We start from the raw sequence: 23,461 nt of genomic DNA, 5'->3' as shown, positions 1-23,461 counted from the left end.
TTGGGTTAGTATCGCACTTTGATTACCGTACTTGTAGTATGTTATAGCATACAATAAAATCAATGTACATCAAAAAATGATGCAAAACTCAGAAAAAGGGTGAATGAATAATGAAAACGATTGTCTATGCACATCCTTGGGATGGAAGCTATAATCATGCCATTTTGACTTCCATAACAGAAAAATTAGAAACAAAGAGAGAACCGTTTCAAGTGATCGATTTATATAAAGATGGATTTAATCCTGTTTTTACAGCTGAAGAATTAAAGCATTTTCATAAAGGAGAAACGCCTTATCTATTAGTGAAGGATTATCAAGAAAAATTAAAACAGTCAACAGAATTGGTATTTATTTTCCCAGTCTGGTGGTGGGATCTACCTGCTATGTTAAAAGGATTTATTGATAAAGTGATGTTAAGCGGTTTCGCATTCATTGAAGATCAAAACACTGGTACTTTGAAAGGTTTATTGACAAATATAAAAAAAACAACCGTGATCTCAACATCAACTACAGATAAAAAGTATATAGAATCTGAAGCTGGAAATGCCATTCAAAGCGTTTTTATTAACAGAACGCTAGCAGATTTGGGATTGAAAAATGAATCCACGAAATGGATTCATTTTTCTAGAGTGAACTTAACAACAGATGAAAAGAGAAAGCAATTTTTAAAAGAAATATCCCAGATTATTTGATTTACAGTACAACAAATAAGGGCCATCTTCTACGACCGATTTAATTTATTGAGAAGGTCGTAGAAGTTTTGTCATTTAAGCAACAACAAATCGTGCCTGCCTAATTGACCTCTTGCACTCCTCCAAATACACCATTATTTAAATCCATACCATTTCTGTGTTTTTTTAATATTTTTTATAGCACTGCCGGCTCAAGCAGATTGTTAACATCATTTTCATTAAAGATAATACTGACTCATGCCATTTTTAAAGATAGGCAGGGTCTTAGTCACTAGCTCTTCTGATGAAATAAGTCTTCCATCCTTATTCCATGTGTATGCAGCTCCGTATATCCCCCAACTTAGCATAGTAGATAGGGTTGCTACCATTTGTTTATCCTCTAATTCGATGATGTTTTTAGTTCCTTTTAGCATAAGATCAGCTATTAGTTTCTGTAACTCCTCTTTAATTTTACTTTCGATAATAGTTCCTAAAGAATGATAACCTTTGGGACATAGGTCGCTTATCTCTTTATGGTGATCACACATGGCTAGAAAAATATTTGCAATGACTTTTTCATTGAATCCATCGTGATCATTGAGTCTTTTTTTCAATTTGTCTGTAAATGTATTGGTGATTGTAGAATGTAATAAATCAAATTTATCGTCAAAGTGCGCATAAAATGTAGCCCGGTTAATAGTAGCCTTTTCTGTGATATCACGTACCGTTATATGGTTGAAATCTTTTTCACTAGCTAACGAAAGAAAAGAGTCTACAATCAATTGTCTTGTACGAAGTATTCTCGGATCTTTTTTTGGCATAATTATTTTTTCTTCTCCTTTTAGGGTTCATCATCTTGTCTAAAAACGACAATACATTAGAAGTGTTGCGTAAACTACATATTGGCTATTTTGGTTATTGTTTATTATTCTTTTTCATCTTATCATCAATTATACAACGCGCGTTGCTTAAATAACACATGTTATTACGAAAGATTTTTGATCAAGGAAATCATTGTGATCATTCTGAATAACAAAAGGAGATAGACGACCATGAACATCACTATTTTTGGTGCAACTGGTGCAATCGGTCAACTTTTAACACAGTTTGCATTAGAAAACGGAGATATCGTTACGGTATATGTTAGAAACCCTGAGAAAATCAAGCAAAAGCATTCGAATTTACGCATTGTAACGGGTGAACTAACGAACACTTCAGCTATTGAAACGGCAGTTTCAGAAGCTGATGTCGTGATAAGCACCTTAGGTCCCGGCATTGATTTGTCTCGAAAACAAAAAGGTACACCGATCGCCGATGGACATAACCGAATTGTCAAAGCGATGAAGAAGTTCACCAAAAAAAGGTTGATTACACTCGCGACGCCAGCCTTGCAATCTGAAGACGATAAGAAAAGCTTATCGACGATATTGCCAAGAATATTGCCTAAACTTCTCATGCCAAATGGTTATGCCGAAATGAAGAAGATAGGAGAACTGATTAAAGAATCGAACCTGGATTGGACAGTCGTTCGAATCATTAATCCTAATATCAAATACAACGGGCAATCTTACGGTTATTCATTCGGCGATCAGCCAGCTAAAATGTCCGTATCTAGGGAAAATGTCGCTAAACTCATGTATGACGCTGCTAGGCAACACCAATTAATCGGAAAAATGCCCATTGTCTATAATCATTAAATCAGCTTTTTGTATGAGGTTGTTGATTCAGCAGAAATTATAGGAATCATTTAGGGTCATACCAAAATATTGCGTGTGCATTCTTTTTATAAGTATTCAAAATCAAAATCATAAAGGGGACATGATCATGTCAAAAGTATTATTTGTTAAAGGAACACCTCAAAGTGAGGAACAATCAAGAAGTACGCAAGTTGCTAGAGCATTTATCACTGAATATAAGAAAGTAAATCCAACGGATGAAATAATAGAAGTAGATGTCTATTATGCAAATGTGCCATTAATCGATGCTGATTTTTTAACTGGACAAAAGAAGTTAAGAAGTGGGGAAGTGCTAACAGATGTTGAATCACAAAAAATAGAAGCAGTGAATGCATTCACAAAGCAATTTATGGAAGCAGATAAATATATCATTCAGTCTTCAATGTGGAATTTAGGAATCCAACCTTTATTAAAAGCCTATTTTGATACAATCATGAGTGCTGGAAAAACGTTTAAATATACATCAGAAGGTCCAGAAGGATTGATGAAAGGGAAAAAAGCAATCCATATTCATGGTATGGGAGGATTTTATTCGCAGGCAATTGGAATGGAACATTCCGATTCTTACGTAAGAGGTGCGCTGAAGTTTGTTGGAATTGAAGTGGAACCAACGATTTTTGTTGAAGGTATTGACTATGATCCAACTAAAGAAGAAGAAATTGTTACTTCAACAATTGAAAAAGCAAAAACGGTAGCACGAACGTTTTAAAAAAGAGCATTGGTGGGATTAGTTAAAAAGATTTTAATTAACATCATCCCACCTCGCACGTTCAAAAGCGTAATAAAGAAGAATAGACAAAATACATTCATTAAAATCATAAAGGGGGAACATAGGATGAAAGTAGAAATTTGGTCTGATTTTGTTTGCCCGTTTTGTTATATTGGCAAACGTCAATTTGAAATAGGGTTAGAACAGTTTGAACATAAAGAAGAGGTCGAAGTCTTATTTCGACATTTTCAATTAGATCCATATGCGAAAAAAAATACAGGAATGGATATCCATCAAGTATTATCCTCTAAGCATGGTGTCCCATATGAAAAAGCAAAAGTACTGAACAATCAATTGAAACAGAAAGCAAAAGAGGTTGGGTTAGATTATCAATTTGATACAATGATTCCTACGAATTCATATGATGCACTTCGTCTTTCTTATTATGCAAAAGAGAAAGGGAAGATTCGGGAGTTTATGGAACGTATTTTGAAAGCTCATTTCACAGATTCACTAGATATCGGTGATCACGCAACACTTGCTCAACTTTCAAGTGAAATAGGTCTTGATGGCAACGAAGCTTTGGATGTTTTATCAAATGATCAATATAGCGAGAATATCGCAGCTGATAGAGCCGAGGGATCTAAAATTGGGATTCAGGGCGTGCCCTTTTACGTTGTGAATGATAAATATGTCATCTCAGGAGCACAACCTAGCGAAGTGTTTTTAGAAACATTACAACAGGTATGGAAAGAAGAGTACGGGAATCGTAAGGTTGAAGAGCATAAATTAGAGTCGTCGCTCGATGAATATTGTTCAGATGGAACATGTAAATTTTAATGGATATTCAAAAAAGATATAGAAATCACAAAAGATTGATATAGCTACTTTAAATACCACTTTATAATGAAACATTTACTTCCAAAAATCAAAGGGGTTTAGCGATATGAAAAATACAATTTTTCAAGGTACAATCGAGCATTCAGGATTTGTAGTACCCGATATCGAAGTAGCAGTTGAATTCTTCACTCATATTTTGGGTTTTGAAGTCTTGTTCCGGCCAAAACGGATGCAGTTTGAGGACGATAGTTTAAAAAGGTACTTTGGGGTTCACGAACATTCAGTTGTAGAAGGGGCGGCATTTTTGCAATATGGCGGTAGAAAGATCGAACTGGTTCAATGGTCGACGCCAGATCAACAGAATGTTCACCTAAAACCCAGTGATATCGGTGTAGCCCATCTAGCTATTACAGTTACCGATATAGAAGAGGCTTTAAAATATTTTGCAGAACAGTCTGATGTTAAAGTCAGAGAGCTGAGCTCTCTTGGATTTTTCTATATCACAACTTCATGGGGGATGGAGATTCAAATAATGGAATTACCCCAAAAACCTTTATGACCTATCTAATTTGTACCAAGACAAGAACAAGGGTCCTTTAATTAGTTGAAACAATAACTGTATCTTAATTTGTGGACCCTCTTTCACCTTCTGATCATAGGACACCAAGAAGGGTCCTTTCCATCTAATTGACCTCTTGCAGGCAATTGATCATTGTTTTCTCCTCTTAATACCTCACTAATATCCTGCTTTCTTAAAATCCATATCATTTCTGTGCTTTTTGATGTCTCTTTTAGCTTTGGCAGCTCTAGCAAAGTGTTAACAGCAGAATGCCCAATGCAATTCTGATACCGAGTCAGATCGCGATTTAAAATATCAGGAATGCCATTCGATTAGCAACTCTTTTTTCATTTTCTGTCATAATCCCTTCAGCATTTATTGGGTTAGGGTTTTTCCACGTACCAGTGGCATGTATAACCGTCTTTGCCTCGTAAGTTTTTTCTTCTTGATTATTTAATTTCACTCGAATGATAAAAGGCACAAGACCTCTGTCTTTTGTTTTTATCAACACCTTTTTTGCCAATATAGAGAACTGGGCTATTTAAATAACTATGTGGTTTCATTTGAAGAAGAGAAGTCGGTATTTAAATCAATCATTTTCACACGAATCAATTTTTGTTTGAATTCATATAATCAATTGATTATATAAGTTTTCAGTTATATACTATTGAAGGAGTTGAAAAGAGGGGGAATCATTGTGACTACAGATGTTTCAATTGGTGTGACACATATGTCGAATTGTTTAAAAACACTCAGTGATCAAAGAAGACTGATCATGATGAAATTGTTTTTGGAGAAAGAATATTGTGTTTGTGAACTGGTAGATATGTTCGAAATGAGTCAACCAGCGATTAGTCAGCATCTACGAAAATTAAAAAAAGCTGGATTTGTTCATGAGAACAGAAAAGGGCAGTGGCGTTATTATTCAATCAATACACTGTCTCCAGAATTTGAGACGATTCGGATCATCTTAAATCAAATTGATAAAGAAGATGACCTTTTAAAAAGTATACAACATAAAGCAACAAACATTTCTTGTTCGTAAGGAGGGATGGGTTTGAGTTTTGCCGTTTTATCATTAATCATATTTTTGTTCACTTTGGTACTGGTTATTTGGCAGCCAAAAAATTTATCCATAGGGTGGTCCGCTTGTGGAGGAGCTATTTTAGCATTAATCGTAGGTGTTGTGAATGTAGACGATGTGATCACCGTGACAGGCATTGTTTGGAATGCGACTTTAGCTTTTGTCGCCATTATCGTCATTTCACTCATCCTTGATCGAATCGGCTTTTTTGAATGGGCAGCATTGCATATGGCAAAGGCTGCAAAAGGCAGTGGGCTACGTATGTTTGTGTATGTGACCATCCTTGGTGCAATCGTCGCTGCTCTATTTGCAAACGATGGTGCAGCACTTATTTTGACACCCATTGTTTTAGCCATGGTCAGAGCATTACACTTCAATGAAAAAATAGTATTCCCTTTTATTATCGCGAGTGGGTTTATTGCAGATACAACATCGCTTCCACTTGTCGTAAGTAATTTGGTGAACATTGTAACAGCCGACTATTTCAACATTACATTTATTGAATATGCATCCAGAATGGTTGTTCCAAACCTTTTTTCGTTGCTTGCGAGTATCACTGTACTGTACCTTTTCTTTAGAAAGAGTATACCTAAACACTATGATATGAATGAGTTAAAACACCCAAGTGAAGCAATAAAAGATCCAAAGATGTTTAGATTATCTTGGTATATATTAGCTTTTTTGTTGATTGGTTATTTTGCAAGCGAATTTTTATCTATACCTGTATCGGTCATAGCTGGAGTGATTGCTATTTTATTCTTGGTCATTGCACAAAAAAGCCCTTCTGTTCAAACAAAAAGCGTTCTAAAAGAAGCTCCCTGGGCGATCGTTTTCTTTTCTATAGGTATGTACGTTGTTGTCTATGGCATGCGAAATGCAGGGCTTACTGATGCTCTTTCTAGCGTGATTCAAGCTGTAGCAAATCAAGGTTTATTGGCAGGTACTCTTGGTATGGGATTTATCGCAGCGATTCTTTCATCTGTCATGAATAATATGCCGACGGTCATGATCGATGCATTAGCCATTTCCGGCACCGATACACAAGGAATGATGAGAGAAGCGTTAATATACGCAAATGTCATTGGTTCTGATTTAGGACCAAAAATTACGCCCATTGGCTCCTTAGCAACACTACTATGGCTCCACGTCCTTTCTCAAAAAGGTGTGAAGATTTCCTGGGGGACATATTTCAAAATAGGGGTCATTTTAACTGTACCAACGCTATTCATCACACTTTTAGCATTGTATTTCTGGCTAATGATTATACATTAAAGGAGACGATCAACATGTCAAAGAAAACAATATACTTTTTATGTACCGGTAATTCTTGCCGCAGTCAAATGGCTGAAGGTTGGGCTAAAAAACATCTTGGAGATGAGTGGAAGGTCTATAGTGCTGGTATCGAAGCTCATGGATTAAATCCGAATGCTGTAAAAGCAATGAAAGAAATAGGGATTGATATTTCTAATCAAACGTCTGACCTGATTGATCAGAAAATATTGCATCACGCTGACTTAGTCGTCACACTATGCGGGGACGCAGCTGATAAATGCCCGATGACTCCACCTCATGTCAAACGTGTCCATTGGGACTTTGATGATCCAGCAAAAGCAGAAGGAACAGAAGAAGAGAAGTGGTCATTTTTCCAAAGGGTAAGAGATGAAATTGGAGATCGATTGAAACAGTTTGCTGAGACTGGAAAGTAGTGCTGCGTTTGAGTCGATTGAATATAAAATCTAATAATAAAGAGGATCAAGTCAAAGATTCTCTTTTTGCATTAATTAATATCTAGTTTACATAATATATATTCTAGGAAGTTAAACAACAATTGAATTTTCTTTGTCTCATTATTAAGTATACTTATCTTATTGAGATAAAATAAAAAATGAAAATCCAAAGGTTGATTCGTCAGATTTTCATTCCTCTAAATGTTTTAAGATTTTTGCAGGATTCCCGCCAACAATCACATTTGACGGAACATCTTTTGTCACAACGGATCCTGATGCAATGACAGCATGATCTCCGATTGTCACACCTGGATTGATAATGGCACCGCCGCCAATCCATACATGATGTCCAATTGTGACTGGTTTGCCGAATTCAATACCTGTTTGACGTTCTTCTGGATTTAACGGATGTCCAGCTGTATATATATGTACATTTGTCGCGCTTTTGCTCGATCTGCCATCAATGTGTGGTCATTTGGGTGAGATAGTATTGATCATCTTTTCTTTTTCTGTTTTCATGTTCATCTCCCTTTTATTGAAAATTCATTCATCGTTTGAATGAATGCCTCGGTGAATTGTGTCGTCGTCTCATTTCCTCCTAAATCCTTCGTTTTCAAGTTCTTTTTTAAGGTCTCACCAAGAGTATGTTCGATCAGACTGGCTGTCTGTTTTAATCTTTCATCCTTATATTTCACATGTAGCCAGTTACAAAGCATCACTGTAGAAAGAATCATGCCCATTGGATTGGCGATATTTTGACCAGCTATATCAGGTGCTGAACCATGTGCCGCCTGTGCCATCGCTTGATTTTCGTTGCAATTTAATGAGGGTGCCATTCCTAAACTGCCGACTAGTTCCCCTGCAAGATCAGATAAAATGTCGCCAAACATATTTTCTGTCACAATCACATCAAAATCACCTGCACGTCTCACTAAATGGGCAGCCATCGCATCAATATGAATATCCTCAACCTCCACTTGTGGATATGCTTTCGCTACCTCTTGACATGTTCGTAAAAACAAGCCAGATCCTAATTTGATCACGTTCGCTTTATGAACAATGGTGACTTTCCCCCTCCTCTCCACTGCACGTTGAAAGGCCGCGTGGGCAATACGGGTAATTGCTTTTTTTGTAAACACACCTGTAGATATGGCGACATCTGGTGTAATCATACACTCTCCTGTCCCCTGATACATATTCCGGTCTGGATAAAAGCCTTCTGTATTTTCTCGAAAAATGACAAGGTCGACGCCACTGGCAACGCTTTTCACACCTGGTAGCGATTGCGATGGACGAATATTTGCAAATAAATCAAATGTATGACGCAGTTCTCCACTTGGATTTCTTCTTTCTTTCAATTGATCAGGATATGAAGCTGAATCATGAGGTCCTAATATCCAGCCATGGCATTTTTTCAAGGCGGCTATCGTAGAAGCTGGCACTGAATCTTGATGAGAATGAATGGCTTCAGCACCGATAGGACACTCTACAAATTCCACAAATGGTTCATTGAACTGTGACAGCGCTGTCTTTAAAATACGCATACTAGAATTAACAATTTCCGGTCCAATCCCGTCTCCCTTTAAAACACCTATTCGATATGACATATGTATCGCCCCTTTTGTCTTTATTCTATCAAAGAATGATGAAGTTGGAATATTTTCTTCATGATGATCCTCCCTCATGTTATTTACGAATCAAGAAGTCTCCTTTATAATCGAGTAGATTTGTTCTGTATGACTACATAGATATGAGGGATTAGATGAAATTAAAGTGGTATAAAGCGATTATTGTTATTTTTACGATGTCTGGGATCTCCATCTCCACTTGGTTTTCAAGAACACCAGAAGTGAGAGATTTGTTGCAAGCAGATACAGGCACAATGGGACTCATTTTACTCGGCCTATCTGTAGGTTCCATTGTCGGGCTGATTCTTTCCAATGTATTCGTTCGCAAAAAAGGCGGCCGAGTGGCGATTGTGGTCAGCGCTTTTTTGATGTTTATTGGATTCTCAACCCTTGCAATCGGCGCCGCCCTCTCTTCTACGCTAATTGTCACTGCTGGTCTTTTTCTTTTTGGTTCAGGCTCAGGTATGTGCAATGTAGCCATGAACTTAGAAGGAACGGAGATTGAGTATCAGATCAAGAGAACGATCCTGCCGATTTTGCATGCTTCTTTCAGTATTGGAACGTTAATTGGTGCAGGTGCCGGAATTCTCTTTATTTATTTAGGTGTGTCTGTCCTCATTCACCTTCTCACCATTGCACTCCTTTTCTTTCTCAGTATCCTGATTTGTACACGGTTTATTCCGCACGGGACAGGAAAAGATCCGGATGAGACGCAGACAGAATCCGTTGAGGCTTCTCAAACATCATGGCTGAACAAACGAACGATCTCATTAGCGATGATTGCCTTATGTCTCGCATTTGTAGAAGGTTCTGCAAATGATTGGATTCCACTAGCAATGGTTGATGGCTATCAGGTTTCTCATTCAATGAGTACGGTCATCTACGCATTATTTTTGTGCGGGATGATTAGTGGCAGACTACTGAGCGGACGTTTCATTGATCGCTTTGGCAGGGTGCTATTGCTAAGAATCGCGATCTTATCTGCTGCCGCCGGACTATTCTTGGTGATTTTAAAGATTTCACTCGTCGTGTGTATGATATCTATCTTTTTATGGGGACTTGGCGCGTCCTTAGGCTTCCCGCTGACCATTTCAGCAGCTGGTGATGATAGCCGCTATGCTGTCAAACGTGTCAGTATCGTCACTTTATCTGGGTATACAGCCTCTCTATCAGGGCCCCCTGTTTTAGGACTGCTCGCCAATCAAGTCGGACTGCTTCATGCGTTTATTTTTGTTCTGTTTGCCATTTGTATTGCAGGAATCTTCACAAAAGCTGTTGCAAAACCGACATCAATACATTCTTTTTGAAAAGTGCCAGATCTTTGATCTCGGTACTTTTTTTAAATTTAAAAAATAAAATTGAAACCTTTCATGAAGTGAAACAGTCCTATAGATGTCTTGATGTTTAGCGCTTTTTTAAAGAGGGAAAGTAAAAAAATAAGACTTTTCAAATAACTGAAAACGTGGTAAGATCATGAAAATAAACAGGAAGGGGTGAGAAAAATGAAAAAAAATATGCTGTTAAAATTAGCAGTCTTATTCATAGCACTTGCAAGTTTTCATTTGTTCTCAATGCCTCATTCCGTTCAGGTATACCATCATGCAAAGGTGGTTGCTGATCAAGAATCACATGAAATGAAAATCGTTCAGACAGCAGGCGATGAAAAGAAACAAAAACATGTGAACGCAGTATTTGCGGCATTTACAGCACTGCTAGTCATTGGCAGTATGGCAGCTGGATTTGCACGCATCACTTATACTGATCGATTTGACCGGAAAAAGAAGCATTTACTTGCAGTGTTCTACCAGTCTTCGAATTTCCGAGTAGCTCGTGTTAACCCAACCATTTAAATCAAACAAAATTGGGAGGTTTTACACGATGTTATTTTTCTTAAGAGTATTCATTCTAGGTCTGTTCTCTGTCACTTCACTTTCTCTTTTCGTTTACCAAGGAATTGAAGTAGTGCATGCCATTACAAGCATGTTTGGCAATCACGAGAGTTAAATTGACCTCATCATAAAAAACCCCCTGCCTTACGCAGGGGGTTTTCGTTATGCTTATTTATTGTCATCTTGGTCAGATGCAGCAGGTGATAAAAGAACTTGAGTTACTTCTCCCTGCTCTTCCTCATCTAAAATAAACGATCCATTGCTATAACGATCATTTGCCCTTAGTGTGGAAATATCGAGCGGGATCGTGGCACCCTTTTCCGTATCAATCTCAAGTGTATCGTGCAGTGAAGCAGCAATCACAGCAACAATTCTGTGAGGGTTTTTCTTTAATTCTCTTAGCATGATCACTCCACGTTTTGCTCTTGATGTCTTATCAAATTCAGAGAGGTTCATCCGCTTCACAGCACCTCTTTGTGTCGTGAGCACAAGCACATTGTTATTCGGATCAATGATTTGTCCAGAGACCACCTCGTCTCCGTCCTTCAAATTGATGCCTTTCACACCAGCCGCTCTCGGACCGACCACACTCACTTCTTCTTCATCAAACCATAATCCATAGCCATTTTTCGTTGCAATAAACAATTCTTGCTGACCTGTTGTAACATGAACATCTACAAGTTCATCATCACCTTTTAAATTCAAGGCGACAAGCGGTTTTGAATAACGCTGCGCTTTATATTGAAGAAGCTCTGTTTTCTTCACCATACCGCCTTTTGTGAAGAACAGGAGATACGATGATTCATCGAATTCTTTAATTGGGATCGCTTTTTGAATGGATTCATCGCGATCAATCGAAATAATATTCGTAATGTGCTGCCCCATGTCTTTCCAGCGTATATCTGGCAACTGATGAACTGGACAGTAAATGTAGCTCCCTTTATTCGTAAATAGCAGAAGAACATCTGTTGTATTCATTTCAAACTGGTGAATCAGTCGGTCTGTATCCTTCATACCGAAGTCCTTACCGTTTGATGCAGCATATGAACGCTGGCTTGTCCGTTTGATGTATCCATCTTTTGTGACTGTGACGTACACGTCCTCTGATGCGATCATCACTTCAAGGTTAATCTTAATTTCTTCAATTTTTTCCTCAATGACGGATCGTCTTTCATCAGCATACGTCTTTTTCAACTTCTTCAAGTTGTTCGTAATGACTTTAAACAGCTTCTTCTCATTCGCTAAGATGTCTTCAAGCTCTGCAATTCGCACGTCAAGCTCTCTTGCTTCGTCTCTTAGTTGAGTGATATCTGTATTTGTTAAACGATATAACTGGAGAGAAACAATCGCTTCTGATTGAGCTTCTGTAAAATCATATTTCTCCATCAAATTGTTTTTCGCATCACGCTTATCATTAGACGAACGAATCGTCGCAATGACTTCATCTAAAATGGAAAGAGCTTTAATTAATCCATCTACAATATGATGACGTTCTTTTGCTTTTCGAAGCTCGTATGCTGAGCGGTTCGTCACCACTTCTTTTTGATGAGCAATGTAAGCGTCTAGTACAGTTGTAAGCGTCATTAAAGTCGGTCTTCTGTTATGTATCGCGACCATATTAAAGTTATATGGGATTTGCAGATCAGAATTTTTATATAAGAAATTCAAGACACCATTCGCATCCGCTTCTTTTTTCAGCTCTACAACAATCCGAAGGCCGGTACGATCCGTCTCATCCCGAACCTCAGAAATTCCTTCTACTTTTCTTTCAATGCGGAACTCATCCATCTTTTTGACAAGATTGGCTTTATTCACTTCATAAGGAATTTCTGTGATCACGATTTGCTGGCGTCCACCGCGGATGGTTTCAATCTCCGCTTTTCCGCGAATCATAATCTTTCCTTTACCTGTTTCATATGCCTTCTTAATACCATCCACACCTTGAATGATCCCGCCTGTTGGGAAATCTGGTCCTTTGATGACTGTCATTAAATCCTCAACCGTACAATGCGGCTGTTCGATTCGCTTAATCACGCCATCAATCACTTCTCCTAAATGGTGCGGCGGAATATCAGTCGCATAACCGGCTGAAATCCCTGTTGACCCGTTCACAAGAAGGTTGGGAAACATCGCTGGCAAGACAACAGGCTCTTTGCTTGTATCATCAAAGTTCGCGACAAATTCGACTGTCTCCTTGTCGAGGTCCTTTAAAAGCTCTGATGCAATGGCAGAAAGCCTTGCTTCCGTATAACGCATGGCAGCAGGAGGATCTCCGTCGATACTCCCGTTATTTCCATGCATCTCAATCAGCACGTTTCGCACTTTCCAATCCTGGCTCATTCTCACCATTGCTTCATAAACAGATGAATCACCATGCGGATGATAGTTACCAATGACGTTACCGACTGTTTTGGCAGCTTTACGGAAGTTTTTATCTTGTGTATTTCCTTCTGCATACATTGCATATAAAATTCTTCGTTGTACAGGTTTTAATCCATCACGTGCATCTGGAAGTGCACGATCTTGGATAATATATTTACTATAGCGACCAAAACGGTCCCCAATCACTTCTTCTAACGGTAAATCATGAAATCGTTCTTGTTGTGCCATGTTTAAACCTCCTCAGCTAGCGACAAGTTTTCATTTTCAAGAATGTTGCTTTCCTCATCAAGTCCAAAGGCGACATTCTTTTCAATCCATTTACGGCGTGGTTCTACTTTGTCACCCATCAGTGTCGTGACGCGGCGCTCCACTCGTGCAGCATCATCGATCTTCACCCTGACAAGCGTTCTCGACTCTGGATTCATTGTCGTTTCCCATAGCTGGTCGGCATTCATTTCACCTAAACCTTTATAGCGCTGAATCGTATATCCTTTTCCAACTTTCTTTAGTACGTCATCCATTTCTTCATCAGACCAAGCATATTCAATGACTTCTTTCTTCCCTGAGCCTTTGCTAACTTTATATAAAGGCGGAAGGGCAATGAATACTTTGCCATGCTCAATCAGCGGCTTCATATAGCGGTAGAAGAATGTAAGCAATAGAACCTGAATATGCGCGCCATCTGTATCAGCATCTGTCATGATGACAATTTTGTCATAATTGATGTCTTCTACATTAAAATCGACACCAACCCCGCCGCCAATAGCATGGATAATGGTGTTGATTTCTTCGTTTTTGAAAATGTCCGCAAGCTTTGCTTTCTCTGTATTAATGACCTTCCCTCGAAGCGGCAGCACCGCTTGGAATTTTCGATCACGACCTTGCTTGGCTGATCCACCCGCTGAGTCGCCCTCTACTAGATACAGTTCATTTCTTGCCGGGTTTCTAGATTGAGCAGGTGTTAATTTTCCGCTTAGTGTCGCTTCAGATTTTTTCCGTTTCTTGCCGCTCCTTGCTTCTTCTCTTGCTTTTCTAGCCGCTTCTCTTGCCTGCTGCGCTTTAATTGCCTTTTTCACAAGCAGTGTCGCCGTTTCGCGATTTTCTTCAAGAAAATAAGCCAATTTTTCAGAAATCACGGCATCAACAGCTGACCTTGCCTCACTCGTTCCAAGCTTTCCTTTTGTTTGTCCTTCAAATTGAAGAAGTTCTTCAGGAATTCTCACAGAAATAACAGCTGACAGGCCTTCACGAATATCCGTACCTTCTAAATTTTTATCTTTTTCTTTTAAAAGGGTCACTTTGCGTGCATATTCATTAAAGGCTCTCGTCATGGCCGTTTTTGCACCAGACTCATGCGTACCGCCATCTTTGGTTCTTACGTTATTGACGAACGACAAAATATTTTCTGAATAGCCGTCGTTAAATTGAAAGGCAAAATCGACTTCAATGGACTGATGTTCGCCTTCAAACGAAACGACTTCACTAAGTACATCCTTTTCCTCGTTTAAATAAGCAACGAACGCTTCAATACCTGTCTCATAATAAAAGGTCTCCTGCACATCATGGCGCTCATCAATCAGCTCTATTTTTAGCCCTTTTAATAAAAAGGCTGATTCTCTTAACCGCTCTGATAATGTATCAAAATTATAGGTGGTGACACTGAACATCGTTGGATCTGGCTTAAAATGAATCAGTGTACCGGTCTTTTTCGTTTTCCCGATTTTTTCAAGTGATGTGACTGGTTTTCCGCCATGTTCAAAGCGCTGGTGATAAATAAATCCATCGCGTTCTATCGTCACGGTGAGCCACTCTGAAAGTGCGTTCACAACGGACGCCCCAACCCCGTGAAGTCCACCACTTGTTTTATAACCGCCTTGACCAAATTTTCCGCCTGCGTGCAGGACCGTTAAAATGATCTCTGGTGTCGGTTTTCCAAGCTTATGCATACCAGTAGGCATTCCGCGCCCTTTATCTTGGACGGAAATGCTATTATCTTTATGTATTTTGACAATGATATGATCTCCATGGCCAGCGAGCACTTCATCGACAGAGTTGTCTACAATCTCATAGACAAGGTGATGAAGACCGCGTGAATCCGTCGATCCAATATACATCCCTGGACGTTTACGGACCGCTTCAAGCCCCTCTAGCACCTGAATAGAATCATCGTTATAATCTACTTGCTGCTTTTTAACCAAATGCTTAATCCCCTTTCACTAACAAACATAACCGGCTAATCATCAATGATCTCTCTAGATTTTAATGATGATCATGCTGCTCATTACTGTCCACTTTAATAAGCTGCATCATCACCATGCATGTGTGATTCAGCGATACATGCTCTTTTGCACGGTTATGAATCATGTTCTACATTCTGCAATCAGAACTAGAAGTCCATTATAAACAAGACTGTTTCATAAGCCAAATGCAATCATATGATGGTTTTAGCAAAACAGAACAAATGTTCTATATTTATCTTATCTCTCTTTTTCTCGATATGCAAGGTCACCGATATGCCCCTGTCGCCTTATTTTATCGCTTTCTTCTAGAATCGCAAATATATTTTTGCAACAAAAAAGCAAAAATCCTTGAAAAACCAAGGATTTTTGACGATTTAATGAGTTTTTGTCATCGCATGAGCCACTTTGATACATAAATCCATGATGGCGACCTTGCCATTTTCCTCAATCAGCCTTTTCGCCTCTTCATGATATACACCTTGCTGCGCCCAAAAAACAGGTGCGTCTATTTCAAGAAATTCTTTCGCCACCTCAGGCAAAAACTCTGAACGTCTAAAGACATTGACGATATCAACAGGCCCATCTATGTCTTTTAAAGAGGCGACCGCTTTTACCCCAAGTGCTTCATCAATCGTTGGATTGACAGGAATGATGTCATAACCGGCATCTTGCATGGCTTTTGAAACCATATAAGACGTTCGGTGCGGCTGATCTGACAAACCAACAACCGCAATTCGCTTACTGCTTTTTAATATACGCCCAATTTCTTGTTTTGAAGGATGATTCATCCAGACACTCCTTTTCTTCTATTTTAGCGAATTTCTTGTTAAAAACAAAGCTGAATTCATCGGCCATCGTTTTTTTCAAAAAAAGATCGCCATGTTTTTCATAAGATCATGTTAAAATGTAAGACAAGAGGGAGAATATAAAGGAGTTATGCAGATGTTAATTGCTTTGATGTTTATTTTGGCTTATCTTCTCGGCAGTATTCCATCAGGTCTCATTGTCGGGAAAGCTGCAAAGGGAATCGATATCCGTGAACATGGCAGCGGGAACCTAGGTGCGACGAATGCATTCCGTACACTGGGTGTGAAAGCAGGGTCCATCGTTATCACTGCTGATATTTTAAAAGGGACTCTTGCTTCGGCTTTACCGTTTTTCATGCAACTGGACATTCATCCCTTATTAGCAGGAGTTGCTGCTGTTATCGGTCACAGCTTTCCTGTCTTTGCAAAATTTAAAGGGGGAAAAGCGGTCGCTACATCAGGCGGCGTGCTGTTATTTTATGCCCCGTTCTTATTTATCACGATGATCGCTGCTTTTTTCTTATTTTTATACATTAGTAAATATGTTTCATTATCATCTATGCTGACTGGGATCTACACATTCATTTACAGCATATTCACCCAAGATCTATTTTTAATTATTGTTGTTGCTGTTCTTGCTGGCTTTGTGATCTTCAGACACATCGCCAACCTCAAACGAATTCTCAACAAAACTGAACCGAAAATCAAATGGCTTTAGCCGTTTCATCAATTTAAATATGTGGTAAAAGTAAAGAAAAGCTGTTTTTGCATCCTGCATTTAAAAACAGCATGACTTCAAAAAGGGGCGATCACATTGAAATTAACGATAAAAGATGATGCACTCAATTGGTACAAGAATGAACTGGATTTAGAAAAAGGTGATCATGTTCGCTTTTTTGTCAGATATGGCGGGTGCAGTAATGTACAAAAAGGCTTTTCTCTCGGCGTCGCAAAAGATGAACCTCAAAATGCCGGCGCAACCGCTGAAGTAGAAGGCATTACTTTCTTCGTAGAAGAAAGTGATATTTGGTATTTTGACAACCATGATCTGCATATTGATTATAACGAGTCCGTGAAAGAACCAGAATTTCATTATGAATAAACAAAAAAGATACCTCATCCCTCGGGTATCTTTTTTGTTTATCACTCAATATACAGTCCATACTCCTGAATGTTTCCTAACGACCGCTCTTTTTGTAAAATCCGTTTTTGCGAATCACCGATGAGATCAAAATGAGGAAAACCTTCGCGAACATGGATCCATTCTTTCTTTAATCCATGCTTTTGTCCCCAAGCGATTAATTGCTCCATATCCTGACAGGCTGCCTTTGTGACAGTATTCGCATGCGGAAAACGGTCATCAAGCCAATAGTGTGTCAAAAAAGCCACATTCCCTTGCCGAACAGCTGATTTCCAAGCATGTAGATCCTTTCTTTTAATTCCAAATGCCATGAATCAAACCTGCTTCTTGGACTGTTCGTAAACGCTGTGCCATGCAGGGAAAGCTTTTCTAAATTGAATCGGTCTAAAGGTTTCTTTGTCCACACAAATATGTGAGGTGGTCCCTGTAATAGCCGTTTGTCCATCAGGTTTTTGTATTTCATAGCCATACACTGTTTTCACGCCGTTATATTCTTCTATCCATGTGTGAACTGTAGCCGTTTCACCGTACAGTAGTGGTTTCTTATATTGAACCTGAAGATCGACAACAGGTGCAAGGACACCGTCTGCCTCTAACTGGGCATAGGAAAAGCCTAATTCTTTAATTAATGCTGTTCTGCCGACTTCCATCCAGATTAAATAGTTGGCATGATACACAATACCCATTTGATCTGTTTCTGCATAACGGACTTCTATTTCTTTTTTAGATACATACACGTTTTCATCGCTCTCCTATCAAAACCTAACGTCTCTGACATTTTACCACATTCCAAATGGTTCTTCTAAAAAGAGGCAATAAAATAAACCAGGAATCCCTGGTTTATTCAGTGTAACCGCTCTTTCTTGCTGCTTCCTCGTCCTTTATTTCAGAACGCATTGCGTCAATACTTGTTCTACGGTTTTCATTTTTTTGCTTGATCATCTGCTTTTCTTCCTCTGTTGAAAGACCCATTGCTGCTTCAGATTCATCAATATTTTCAAGTGTGTTTTCGATCATATCCTGCAGCTTCTCAACATTATCAGAACGATCATCTGGATTGGATTGATATGACTTGTCATTCATCATGCTTCCCTCCTATTATTCGCCCTTCGTCTGTATCACATCAGGCTGTTCATTCGATTTATTATGCATCTTTTTGCCTTTATTTCGTTTGTATGCTACAGGTTTTGTCCCTAAATGGTCTGGTGTAAACTGCGCTTGTTTATCATGCTCTCTACCCATCATTCATCCCTCCCTCTTCTTTAGGATGAACGAAAAAGGACAAATCATAACTTATTTCTGTCTAAATCGCTCTTCCAACTTTTCTTCAAGCTGGTTTAAAAATTCCTCATTGCTTAATAATTCTTTTTTATTTTCAAGCACAAGTTCTTCAAATGTACGGCGCTTTCTTCTTCTCATGTCTATCACCACCTCCACTCTGTTCATACCATTTTCGCCAAAACATTTAGAAAATAAGCAAAAAAGAGCTGAATCATTATAGATCCAGCTCTTTTTCAATTTCTTTTTTTGTGAGCATTTGATGCTTTACAGACAGGATACGCCCTTTTTCATCTAGTATGTATGTCGTCGGATATGAAAGTACCTGATATCTCGCTTGAATACCTTTTTGATCTAATAAAACAGGAAAACTGACCTTAAGTTCATCAATAAAAGATGCGACGTGATCCACACTCTTTTCAGTGTTCGTCAAATTCACCGCTAGTACCTCAACTTGGTCATTTTCACTTCTAATTGCGTCTAGATCTGGCATTTCTGTTCGGCAAGGCTTACACCATGTCGCCCAAAAATTGAGGAGTACTTTTTTCCCTCGATAATCAGATAACGATGCCGTTTTGCCATCAAGGGTTTTGAGCTCAAAATCAGGGGCTATGTCCCCTGTTTCAAGACCGATGGCGGGTTCTTTTGGTCCGAATACATTCCATGCAAGTAAACCAATCAACACAAGTAAAACAGCGCTTGCCATTCCTTTTTTCCACATGATTGATCCTCCACTATGTTAAAAAAGAAGAGAAAGCTGTCTAATCGCCTTCTCTTCTTTGCTTTATTAGTTGCTTGCCAATTTCTCACGCAGTACCATTTGAAGGATACCACCATGACGGTAGTAGTCAATTTCGACTTCACTGTCAAAGCGAACAGTTACTTCAAATGTTTTCTCGTTGCCATCTGTATCAATTGCTTTTACAGTGACAAGATCACGCGGACGAACTGTTTCATCAACATCTACTTCGAATGTTTCTGTTCCTGTTAGTCCATAAGTTTCTGCACTTTCACCGTCTTTAAACTGTAAAGGAAGTACACCCATGAAGACAAGGTTACTTCTGTGGATACGCTCAAAGCTTTCCGCTAGAACGAATTTAATTCCAAGAAGATTTGTTCCTTTTGCAGCCCAGTCACGAGAAGAACCCATTCCGTAGTCTTTGCCTGCTAAGATCGCAAGACCAGTTCCATCTTCTTTATAACGCATGCATGCATCATAAATCGATGTCACTTCACCAGTTGGCCAGTACGTTGTATACCCGCCTTCTGTTCCTGGTGCGATTTGGTTCTTAATACGGATGTTTGCAAAAGTACCTCTCATCATAACATGGTGGTTACCACGGCGAGATCCGTATGAGTTAAAGTCTCTAGGCGATACGCCTCTTTCTTGCAAGTATTTACCTGCAGGTGTGTCTTTACCAATCGCTCCAGCAGGAGAAATATGGTCTGTTGTGACAGAGTCACCAAACTTCGCCACTACGCGCAATCCTTTAAGTGGTTCAACTTTACCAGGTTCAACTGATAAGTTTTCAAAAAATGGCGGGTTATCAATGTATGTGGAATTTTCATCCCATTTATACAATGCATCATCCGTTGTTTTAATTTCATTCCAGCGGTCATTGTTGTCAAAAACAGTTTCATACTCTGAACGGAATAGCTCAGGTGTGACAGTGCTTTTCACGACGCTGTTGATTTCATCCATTGATGGCCAAATGTCATTGAAATAAACGTTCTCGCCATTTTTATCGACACCGATCGGATCTTTTGTTAAATCAATATTCACCGTACCAGCAAGTGCATAAGCCACAACTAATGGTGGAGATGCAAGGTAGTTTCCTTTTACAAGCGGGTGGATACGACCTTCGAAGTTACGGTTACCTGATAAAACAGAAGTGATCAGCAGATCATTTTCAGAGACAGCATCTTCAATTTCTTTTTCAAGCGGTCCTGAGTTTCCGATACATGTTGTACAGCCATACCCAACAATGTTAAATCCGAGGTCTCTTAAATATGGAAGAAGTCCCGAATTCACAAGGTACCCTGTTACAACTTTAGAACCCGGTGCTAGTGACGTTTTCACGTAATTTGGCACCTTCATACCAAGCTCACTTGCTTTTTTCGCAACAAGACCTGCTCCGATTAAGACGTATGGGTTCGATGTATTCGTACAGCTCGTAATCGCTGCAATCGCAATCGCACCTGTCTTCATCACAGCCTTTTCCCCATTTGCTAGATCAAATTCAATTTGTTTATCTAGCTCTGATTTTTCTAAGCCAAAACCTTGGTTACCAGCTGGGCTTTCGATGTGTTTATGGAACGTCTCTTTCATTTGAGAAAGTGGAATCAAATCTTGTGGACGTTTAGGACCAGATAAGTTTGATTCAATTTGAGAAAGATCAATTTCCACAACATCAGTAAAAATTGGCTCTTCTGCATCTGGCGTATAGAATAAGCCATTTGCGCGAGAATATTCTTCAACGATATTAATTTGCTCTTCATCACGTCCAGTAAGGCGAAGGTAAGCTAGCGCTTCTTCATCTACTGGGAAGAATCCGCAAGTTGCACCGTATTCTGGCGCCATGTTCGCAATTGTTGCACGATCTGCTAACGGCAATTGTGCAACACCAGGTCCGAAGAACTCGACGAACTTGTTCACTACGCCTTTTTCACGAAGAACTTGTGTCACTTTTAATGCAAGGTCAGTTGCAGTCGTTCCGTTTGGAAGCTCTCCAACTAATTTAGCACCAATGACTTCTGGTACTGGAAAGTATGAAGGCTGACCGAGCATTCCAGCTTCCGCTTCAATACCGCCAACGCCCCATCCAAGTACACCGATACCGTTAATCATTGTTGTATGTGAGTCAGTACCAACTAATGTATCTGGGTAAGTGATGATCTCGCCATCTTCTTCGATTGCATGAACAACACTTGCAAGATACTCTAAGTTCACTTGGTGAACGATCCCTGTTGCAGGCGGAACAGCTTGATAATTGTTAAACGCTTTCTTTGCCCAGCTAAGGAAGTTATAACGCTCTGCGTTACGTTCGAATTCTAAATCCATGTTAATGTTTAATGCATCTTCAGTTCCAGCTTTATCGACTTGTACAGAGTGGTCAATGACCAGGTCAACTGGAATTTCAGGGTTGATTTTATCTGGGTCTCCGCCCACATCTGCCATTGCTTTTCTTAAAGAAGCAAGGTCAACGACAGCTGGCACACCCGTGAAGTCTTGTAAAATAACACGAGAAGGTTTAAATGGAACATCAATTTCTTTTACCTCGGCAGTTCCCCATTTTGCCAAGTTTTCAACGTGTTCCTTCTTGATCACTCTACCGTCTACTTGGCGAAGCACTGATTCTAAAAGTACCTTAATGGAATAAGGCAGCTTAGAAACATTTCCGATTCCTTGTTTCTCGAGTGCTTCTAACGAATAATAGTGATACGTTTTCCCATTTGTCGAAAACGTTTTTCTAGATTGAAAAGCGTCTTGTTTAGCGACTTGCTGCTGTTTCGACATGTCCAAAATCCCCCTTTTGATGATCAAGATCAATTTCAATTCTCAGAAAAATCGTCGTATTTCACCACAATTTTCTCACAATTTCATCTTAAAACAAATTCATACATAAGTAAATAACAATGCTTTTATTAAATTCAATAAGTTTAGCTTATCATGAGGAAATGATTACTCTTCATAAACTGAGCAGCACGGGTTCATACTAATGCTGAGGTGATAGAACATGACAAAAAGAAAAGCAAATCATGTAATTGAAGGCATGAACGCAGCCAAAAGCCAAGGAAATGGTGCAGGCTATATAGAAAATGATCAGCTCGTTTTAACAGAAGAACAAAAGCAAAACAATAAAAAGCGTAAAAAAAACCAATAAGAAAGGAGTGAGAAATGATGACGAACAAAAACACTGGGAAAGACATACGTCAAAACTCTCCTAAAGAGCATCAAGGCGGGCAGCCTGAGCCACTATCAGGAAGTAAAAAAGTGAAAAACCGCAACCATACAAGACAAAAGCACAATTCACATCATGATATGTAAACATTTTCTCTTAAGCCCGTGACCAAACGGGATGTTTTAGGTCTTTCACACATTTCAGCTTTCATCATATGATTTATTATGAGATGTGATGGAGGAGTGTTTATGGAGAATGAAAAGCAAGTGAATTCCTCTGATTTTCTTGAAATAGATGATTGGCTGAGTGTATTAATGGACGATCCTTTTGCATGGTATGACGAACAGCTCCCAATCGATCTTTATGAAACGAGCCGTGATTATATTATTGAGATCTACCTCTCCACCCTATCGATCACTGATTTAAAACTGACCTTTTCCGGATGTGAGCTCATCCTCGCTTATTTGATCGATGAAAGAGAACAGCCAATTGAAAAAAGTGTCATGCTCCCTTTTTATTTGAATGACAAAGACATTGATACAGATTACGAAAACAGAATCATATCAATAAAAATCAAAAAGGATGCCCATCGTCAAGACGGAGCATTTTCCTTTCAAATGCCACACTTCAAACATTAAGAGCCCGCCTGTATACAGGCGGGCTCTCTTCCGTTCGTTTCAAGTCAATACCTTGTGCGAACCACCATGGCCAAATAGTAGAGTCGCTATACAATAATGTATTCCATTTCTACTAAATGGTTTGGGTCATTCTAGTAAATGGGCGCCTCTTGATCAAAAAAGGCATTTATAGAGAAAAAACACATACATTTTTGTTATTTTCTTCTACCTTCTCTTCATGTAAAATAGAAT

28 protein-coding genes and 1 pseudogene are annotated in these 23,461 nt (G+C 39.1%); 16 read left to right on the top strand and 13 right to left on the bottom strand.

The window, feature by feature from the left end; genetic code table 11:
- Positions 1-110 precede the first annotated feature (110 nt).
- On the top strand, positions 111-692 hold the full coding sequence (locus MHB38_RS09435) for an NAD(P)H-dependent oxidoreductase (protein ID WP_202734423.1): 582 nt from the start codon (positions 111-113) through the stop codon (positions 690-692).
- Positions 693-910: 218 nt separating this feature from the next.
- On the opposite strand, the gene MHB38_RS09430 is transcribed toward MHB38_RS09435, so the two are convergent.
- Complete coding sequence (locus MHB38_RS09430) at positions 911-1,492, bottom strand: TetR/AcrR family transcriptional regulator (RefSeq protein WP_017367339.1); 582 nt, start codon at positions 1,490-1,492, stop codon at positions 911-913.
- 231 nt (positions 1,493-1,723) lie between these two features.
- Here MHB38_RS09430 and MHB38_RS09425 point away from each other — a divergent pair, with 231 nt between their 5' ends.
- The 7 genes from MHB38_RS09425 (at position 1,724) to arsC (ending at position 7,305) form a co-directional block, all read left to right on the top strand.
- Entirely contained in the window at positions 1,724-2,368 is a 645-nt protein-coding gene (locus MHB38_RS09425) for an NAD(P)-dependent oxidoreductase (protein WP_007499309.1), read from the top strand.
- A 127-nt stretch (positions 2,369-2,495) separates the two neighbouring features.
- Positions 2,496-3,116 carry an FMN-dependent NADH-azoreductase gene (locus tag MHB38_RS09420; protein WP_025207412.1) on the top strand — a complete coding sequence of 207 codons (621 nt, stop codon included), beginning with the start codon at positions 2,496-2,498 and terminating at the stop codon, positions 3,114-3,116.
- 126 nt (positions 3,117-3,242) lie between these two features.
- Positions 3,243-3,956: a DsbA family oxidoreductase gene (locus MHB38_RS09415; RefSeq protein WP_035391913.1), complete on the top strand. Its 714-nt coding sequence runs from the start codon at positions 3,243-3,245 to the stop codon at positions 3,954-3,956.
- Between the two features lie 106 nt (positions 3,957-4,062).
- A complete protein-coding gene (locus tag MHB38_RS09410; protein ID WP_025207410.1) occupies positions 4,063-4,515 on the top strand; it encodes a VOC family protein in 453 nt (150 codons plus the stop codon).
- A 697-nt stretch (positions 4,516-5,212) separates the two neighbouring features.
- Positions 5,213-5,560: an ArsR/SmtB family transcription factor gene (locus MHB38_RS09405; RefSeq protein ID WP_080964913.1), complete on the top strand. Its 348-nt coding sequence runs from the start codon at positions 5,213-5,215 to the stop codon at positions 5,558-5,560.
- Positions 5,561-5,572: 12 nt separating this feature from the next.
- Complete coding sequence (locus MHB38_RS09400) at positions 5,573-6,871, top strand: arsenical efflux pump membrane protein ArsB (RefSeq protein ID WP_048002674.1); 1,299 nt, start codon at positions 5,573-5,575, stop codon at positions 6,869-6,871.
- A 14-nt stretch (positions 6,872-6,885) separates the two neighbouring features.
- A complete protein-coding gene (gene arsC / locus MHB38_RS09395; protein WP_025207406.1) occupies positions 6,886-7,305 on the top strand; it encodes an arsenate reductase (thioredoxin) in 420 nt (139 codons plus the stop codon).
- Positions 7,306-7,515: 210 nt separating this feature from the next.
- Here arsC and MHB38_RS09390 read toward each other — a convergent pair.
- Positions 7,516-7,767: pseudogene (locus MHB38_RS09390) on the bottom strand (DapH/DapD/GlmU-related protein); the annotation flags it as partial.
- A gap of 80 nt (positions 7,768-7,847) precedes the next feature.
- Positions 7,848-9,011 carry an isocitrate/isopropylmalate dehydrogenase family protein gene (locus MHB38_RS09385; protein ID WP_341003163.1) on the bottom strand — a complete coding sequence of 388 codons (1,164 nt, stop codon included), beginning with the start codon at positions 9,009-9,011 and terminating at the stop codon, positions 7,848-7,850.
- 77 nt (positions 9,012-9,088) lie between these two features.
- Between MHB38_RS09385 and MHB38_RS09380 the strand changes: the two genes are divergently transcribed.
- From MHB38_RS09380 to MHB38_RS09370, 3 genes are all read left to right on the top strand, one after another.
- Positions 9,089-10,261 (top strand): MFS transporter, encoded by a 1,173-nt coding sequence (locus tag MHB38_RS09380; protein WP_079920355.1) that lies wholly within the window; start codon positions 9,089-9,091, stop codon positions 10,259-10,261.
- Between the two features lie 195 nt (positions 10,262-10,456).
- The gene (locus tag MHB38_RS09375) at positions 10,457-10,804 is read left to right on the top strand and encodes a hypothetical protein (RefSeq protein ID WP_008343786.1); all 348 of its coding nucleotides are present in this window, start codon (positions 10,457-10,459) and stop codon (positions 10,802-10,804) included.
- A gap of 28 nt (positions 10,805-10,832) precedes the next feature.
- Positions 10,833-10,958, top strand: coding sequence for a hypothetical protein (locus MHB38_RS09370; protein ID WP_008343787.1), 126 nt, complete (start codon positions 10,833-10,835; stop codon positions 10,956-10,958).
- A gap of 53 nt (positions 10,959-11,011) precedes the next feature.
- Here MHB38_RS09370 and parC read toward each other — a convergent pair whose 3' ends face one another.
- The 3 genes from parC to MHB38_RS09355 all read right to left on the bottom strand — a co-directional run bounded on the left by parC (position 11,012) and on the right by MHB38_RS09355 (position 16,253).
- Entirely contained in the window at positions 11,012-13,453 is a 2,442-nt protein-coding gene (parC, locus tag MHB38_RS09365) for a DNA topoisomerase IV subunit A (RefSeq protein ID WP_048002677.1), read from the bottom strand.
- A gap of 2 nt (positions 13,454-13,455) precedes the next feature.
- Complete coding sequence (parE, locus tag MHB38_RS09360; RefSeq protein ID WP_007499323.1) at positions 13,456-15,423, bottom strand: DNA topoisomerase IV subunit B; 1,968 nt, start codon at positions 15,421-15,423, stop codon at positions 13,456-13,458.
- A 416-nt stretch (positions 15,424-15,839) separates the two neighbouring features.
- The gene (locus MHB38_RS09355) at positions 15,840-16,253 is read right to left on the bottom strand and encodes a CoA-binding protein (RefSeq protein ID WP_048002678.1); all 414 of its coding nucleotides are present in this window, start codon (positions 16,251-16,253) and stop codon (positions 15,840-15,842) included.
- A 154-nt stretch (positions 16,254-16,407) separates the two neighbouring features.
- Between MHB38_RS09355 and plsY the strand changes: the two genes are divergently transcribed.
- Complete coding sequence (plsY, locus tag MHB38_RS09350) at positions 16,408-16,989, top strand: glycerol-3-phosphate 1-O-acyltransferase PlsY (protein ID WP_008343794.1); 582 nt, start codon at positions 16,408-16,410, stop codon at positions 16,987-16,989.
- A gap of 96 nt (positions 16,990-17,085) precedes the next feature.
- Positions 17,086-17,373 carry a HesB/YadR/YfhF family protein gene (locus MHB38_RS09345; RefSeq protein WP_008343795.1) on the top strand — a complete coding sequence of 96 codons (288 nt, stop codon included), beginning with the start codon at positions 17,086-17,088 and terminating at the stop codon, positions 17,371-17,373.
- Positions 17,374-17,414: 41 nt separating this feature from the next.
- Here the strand turns inward: MHB38_RS09345 and MHB38_RS09340 are convergent, their stop codons facing one another.
- The 7 genes from MHB38_RS09340 to acnA form a co-directional block, all read right to left on the bottom strand.
- On the bottom strand, positions 17,415-17,723 hold the full coding sequence (locus tag MHB38_RS09340) for a hypothetical protein (protein WP_008343798.1): 309 nt from the start codon (positions 17,721-17,723) through the stop codon (positions 17,415-17,417).
- Between the two features lie 3 nt (positions 17,724-17,726).
- On the bottom strand, positions 17,727-18,149 hold the full coding sequence (locus MHB38_RS09335) for an acyl-CoA thioesterase (protein ID WP_008343800.1): 423 nt from the start codon (positions 18,147-18,149) through the stop codon (positions 17,727-17,729).
- Positions 18,150-18,252: 103 nt separating this feature from the next.
- Positions 18,253-18,495, bottom strand: coding sequence for a small acid-soluble spore protein Tlp (gene tlp, locus MHB38_RS09330; protein WP_017359579.1), 243 nt, complete (start codon positions 18,493-18,495; stop codon positions 18,253-18,255).
- Positions 18,496-18,510: 15 nt separating this feature from the next.
- Complete coding sequence (locus MHB38_RS09325) at positions 18,511-18,654, bottom strand: acid-soluble spore protein N (RefSeq protein ID WP_008357830.1); 144 nt, start codon at positions 18,652-18,654, stop codon at positions 18,511-18,513.
- Between the two features lie 51 nt (positions 18,655-18,705).
- Positions 18,706-18,831 (bottom strand): FbpB family small basic protein, encoded by a 126-nt coding sequence (locus MHB38_RS09320; RefSeq protein WP_003211002.1) that lies wholly within the window; start codon positions 18,829-18,831, stop codon positions 18,706-18,708.
- Between the two features lie 76 nt (positions 18,832-18,907).
- Positions 18,908-19,411 carry a TlpA disulfide reductase family protein gene (locus MHB38_RS09315; RefSeq protein ID WP_048002680.1) on the bottom strand — a complete coding sequence of 168 codons (504 nt, stop codon included), beginning with the start codon at positions 19,409-19,411 and terminating at the stop codon, positions 18,908-18,910.
- A 66-nt stretch (positions 19,412-19,477) separates the two neighbouring features.
- Positions 19,478-22,207, bottom strand: a complete 2,730-nt coding sequence (acnA, locus tag MHB38_RS09310; RefSeq protein ID WP_048002681.1) for an aconitate hydratase AcnA — start codon at positions 22,205-22,207, stop codon at positions 19,478-19,480.
- A gap of 220 nt (positions 22,208-22,427) precedes the next feature.
- Between acnA and sspO the strand changes: the two genes are divergently transcribed.
- The 3 genes from sspO (at position 22,428) to MHB38_RS09295 (ending at position 23,230) form a co-directional block, all read left to right on the top strand.
- Positions 22,428-22,574 (top strand): small acid-soluble spore protein O, encoded by a 147-nt coding sequence (gene sspO / locus MHB38_RS09305; protein WP_008343809.1) that lies wholly within the window; start codon positions 22,428-22,430, stop codon positions 22,572-22,574.
- Positions 22,575-22,591: 17 nt separating this feature from the next.
- Positions 22,592-22,738 carry a small acid-soluble spore protein P gene (locus MHB38_RS09300; RefSeq protein ID WP_003211331.1) on the top strand — a complete coding sequence of 49 codons (147 nt, stop codon included), beginning with the start codon at positions 22,592-22,594 and terminating at the stop codon, positions 22,736-22,738.
- Between the two features lie 102 nt (positions 22,739-22,840).
- Complete coding sequence (locus tag MHB38_RS09295; protein WP_046527309.1) at positions 22,841-23,230, top strand: Hsp20/alpha crystallin family protein; 390 nt, start codon at positions 22,841-22,843, stop codon at positions 23,228-23,230.
- Positions 23,231-23,461 lie beyond the last annotated feature (231 nt).

This window comes from Bacillus sp. FSL K6-3176 (assembly GCF_038003325.1).
GTDB classification, from domain to species: Bacteria; Bacillota; Bacilli; order Bacillales; family Bacillaceae; genus Bacillus; species Bacillus altitudinis.
This window is presented reverse-complemented; position numbering and strand designations above follow the sequence as displayed.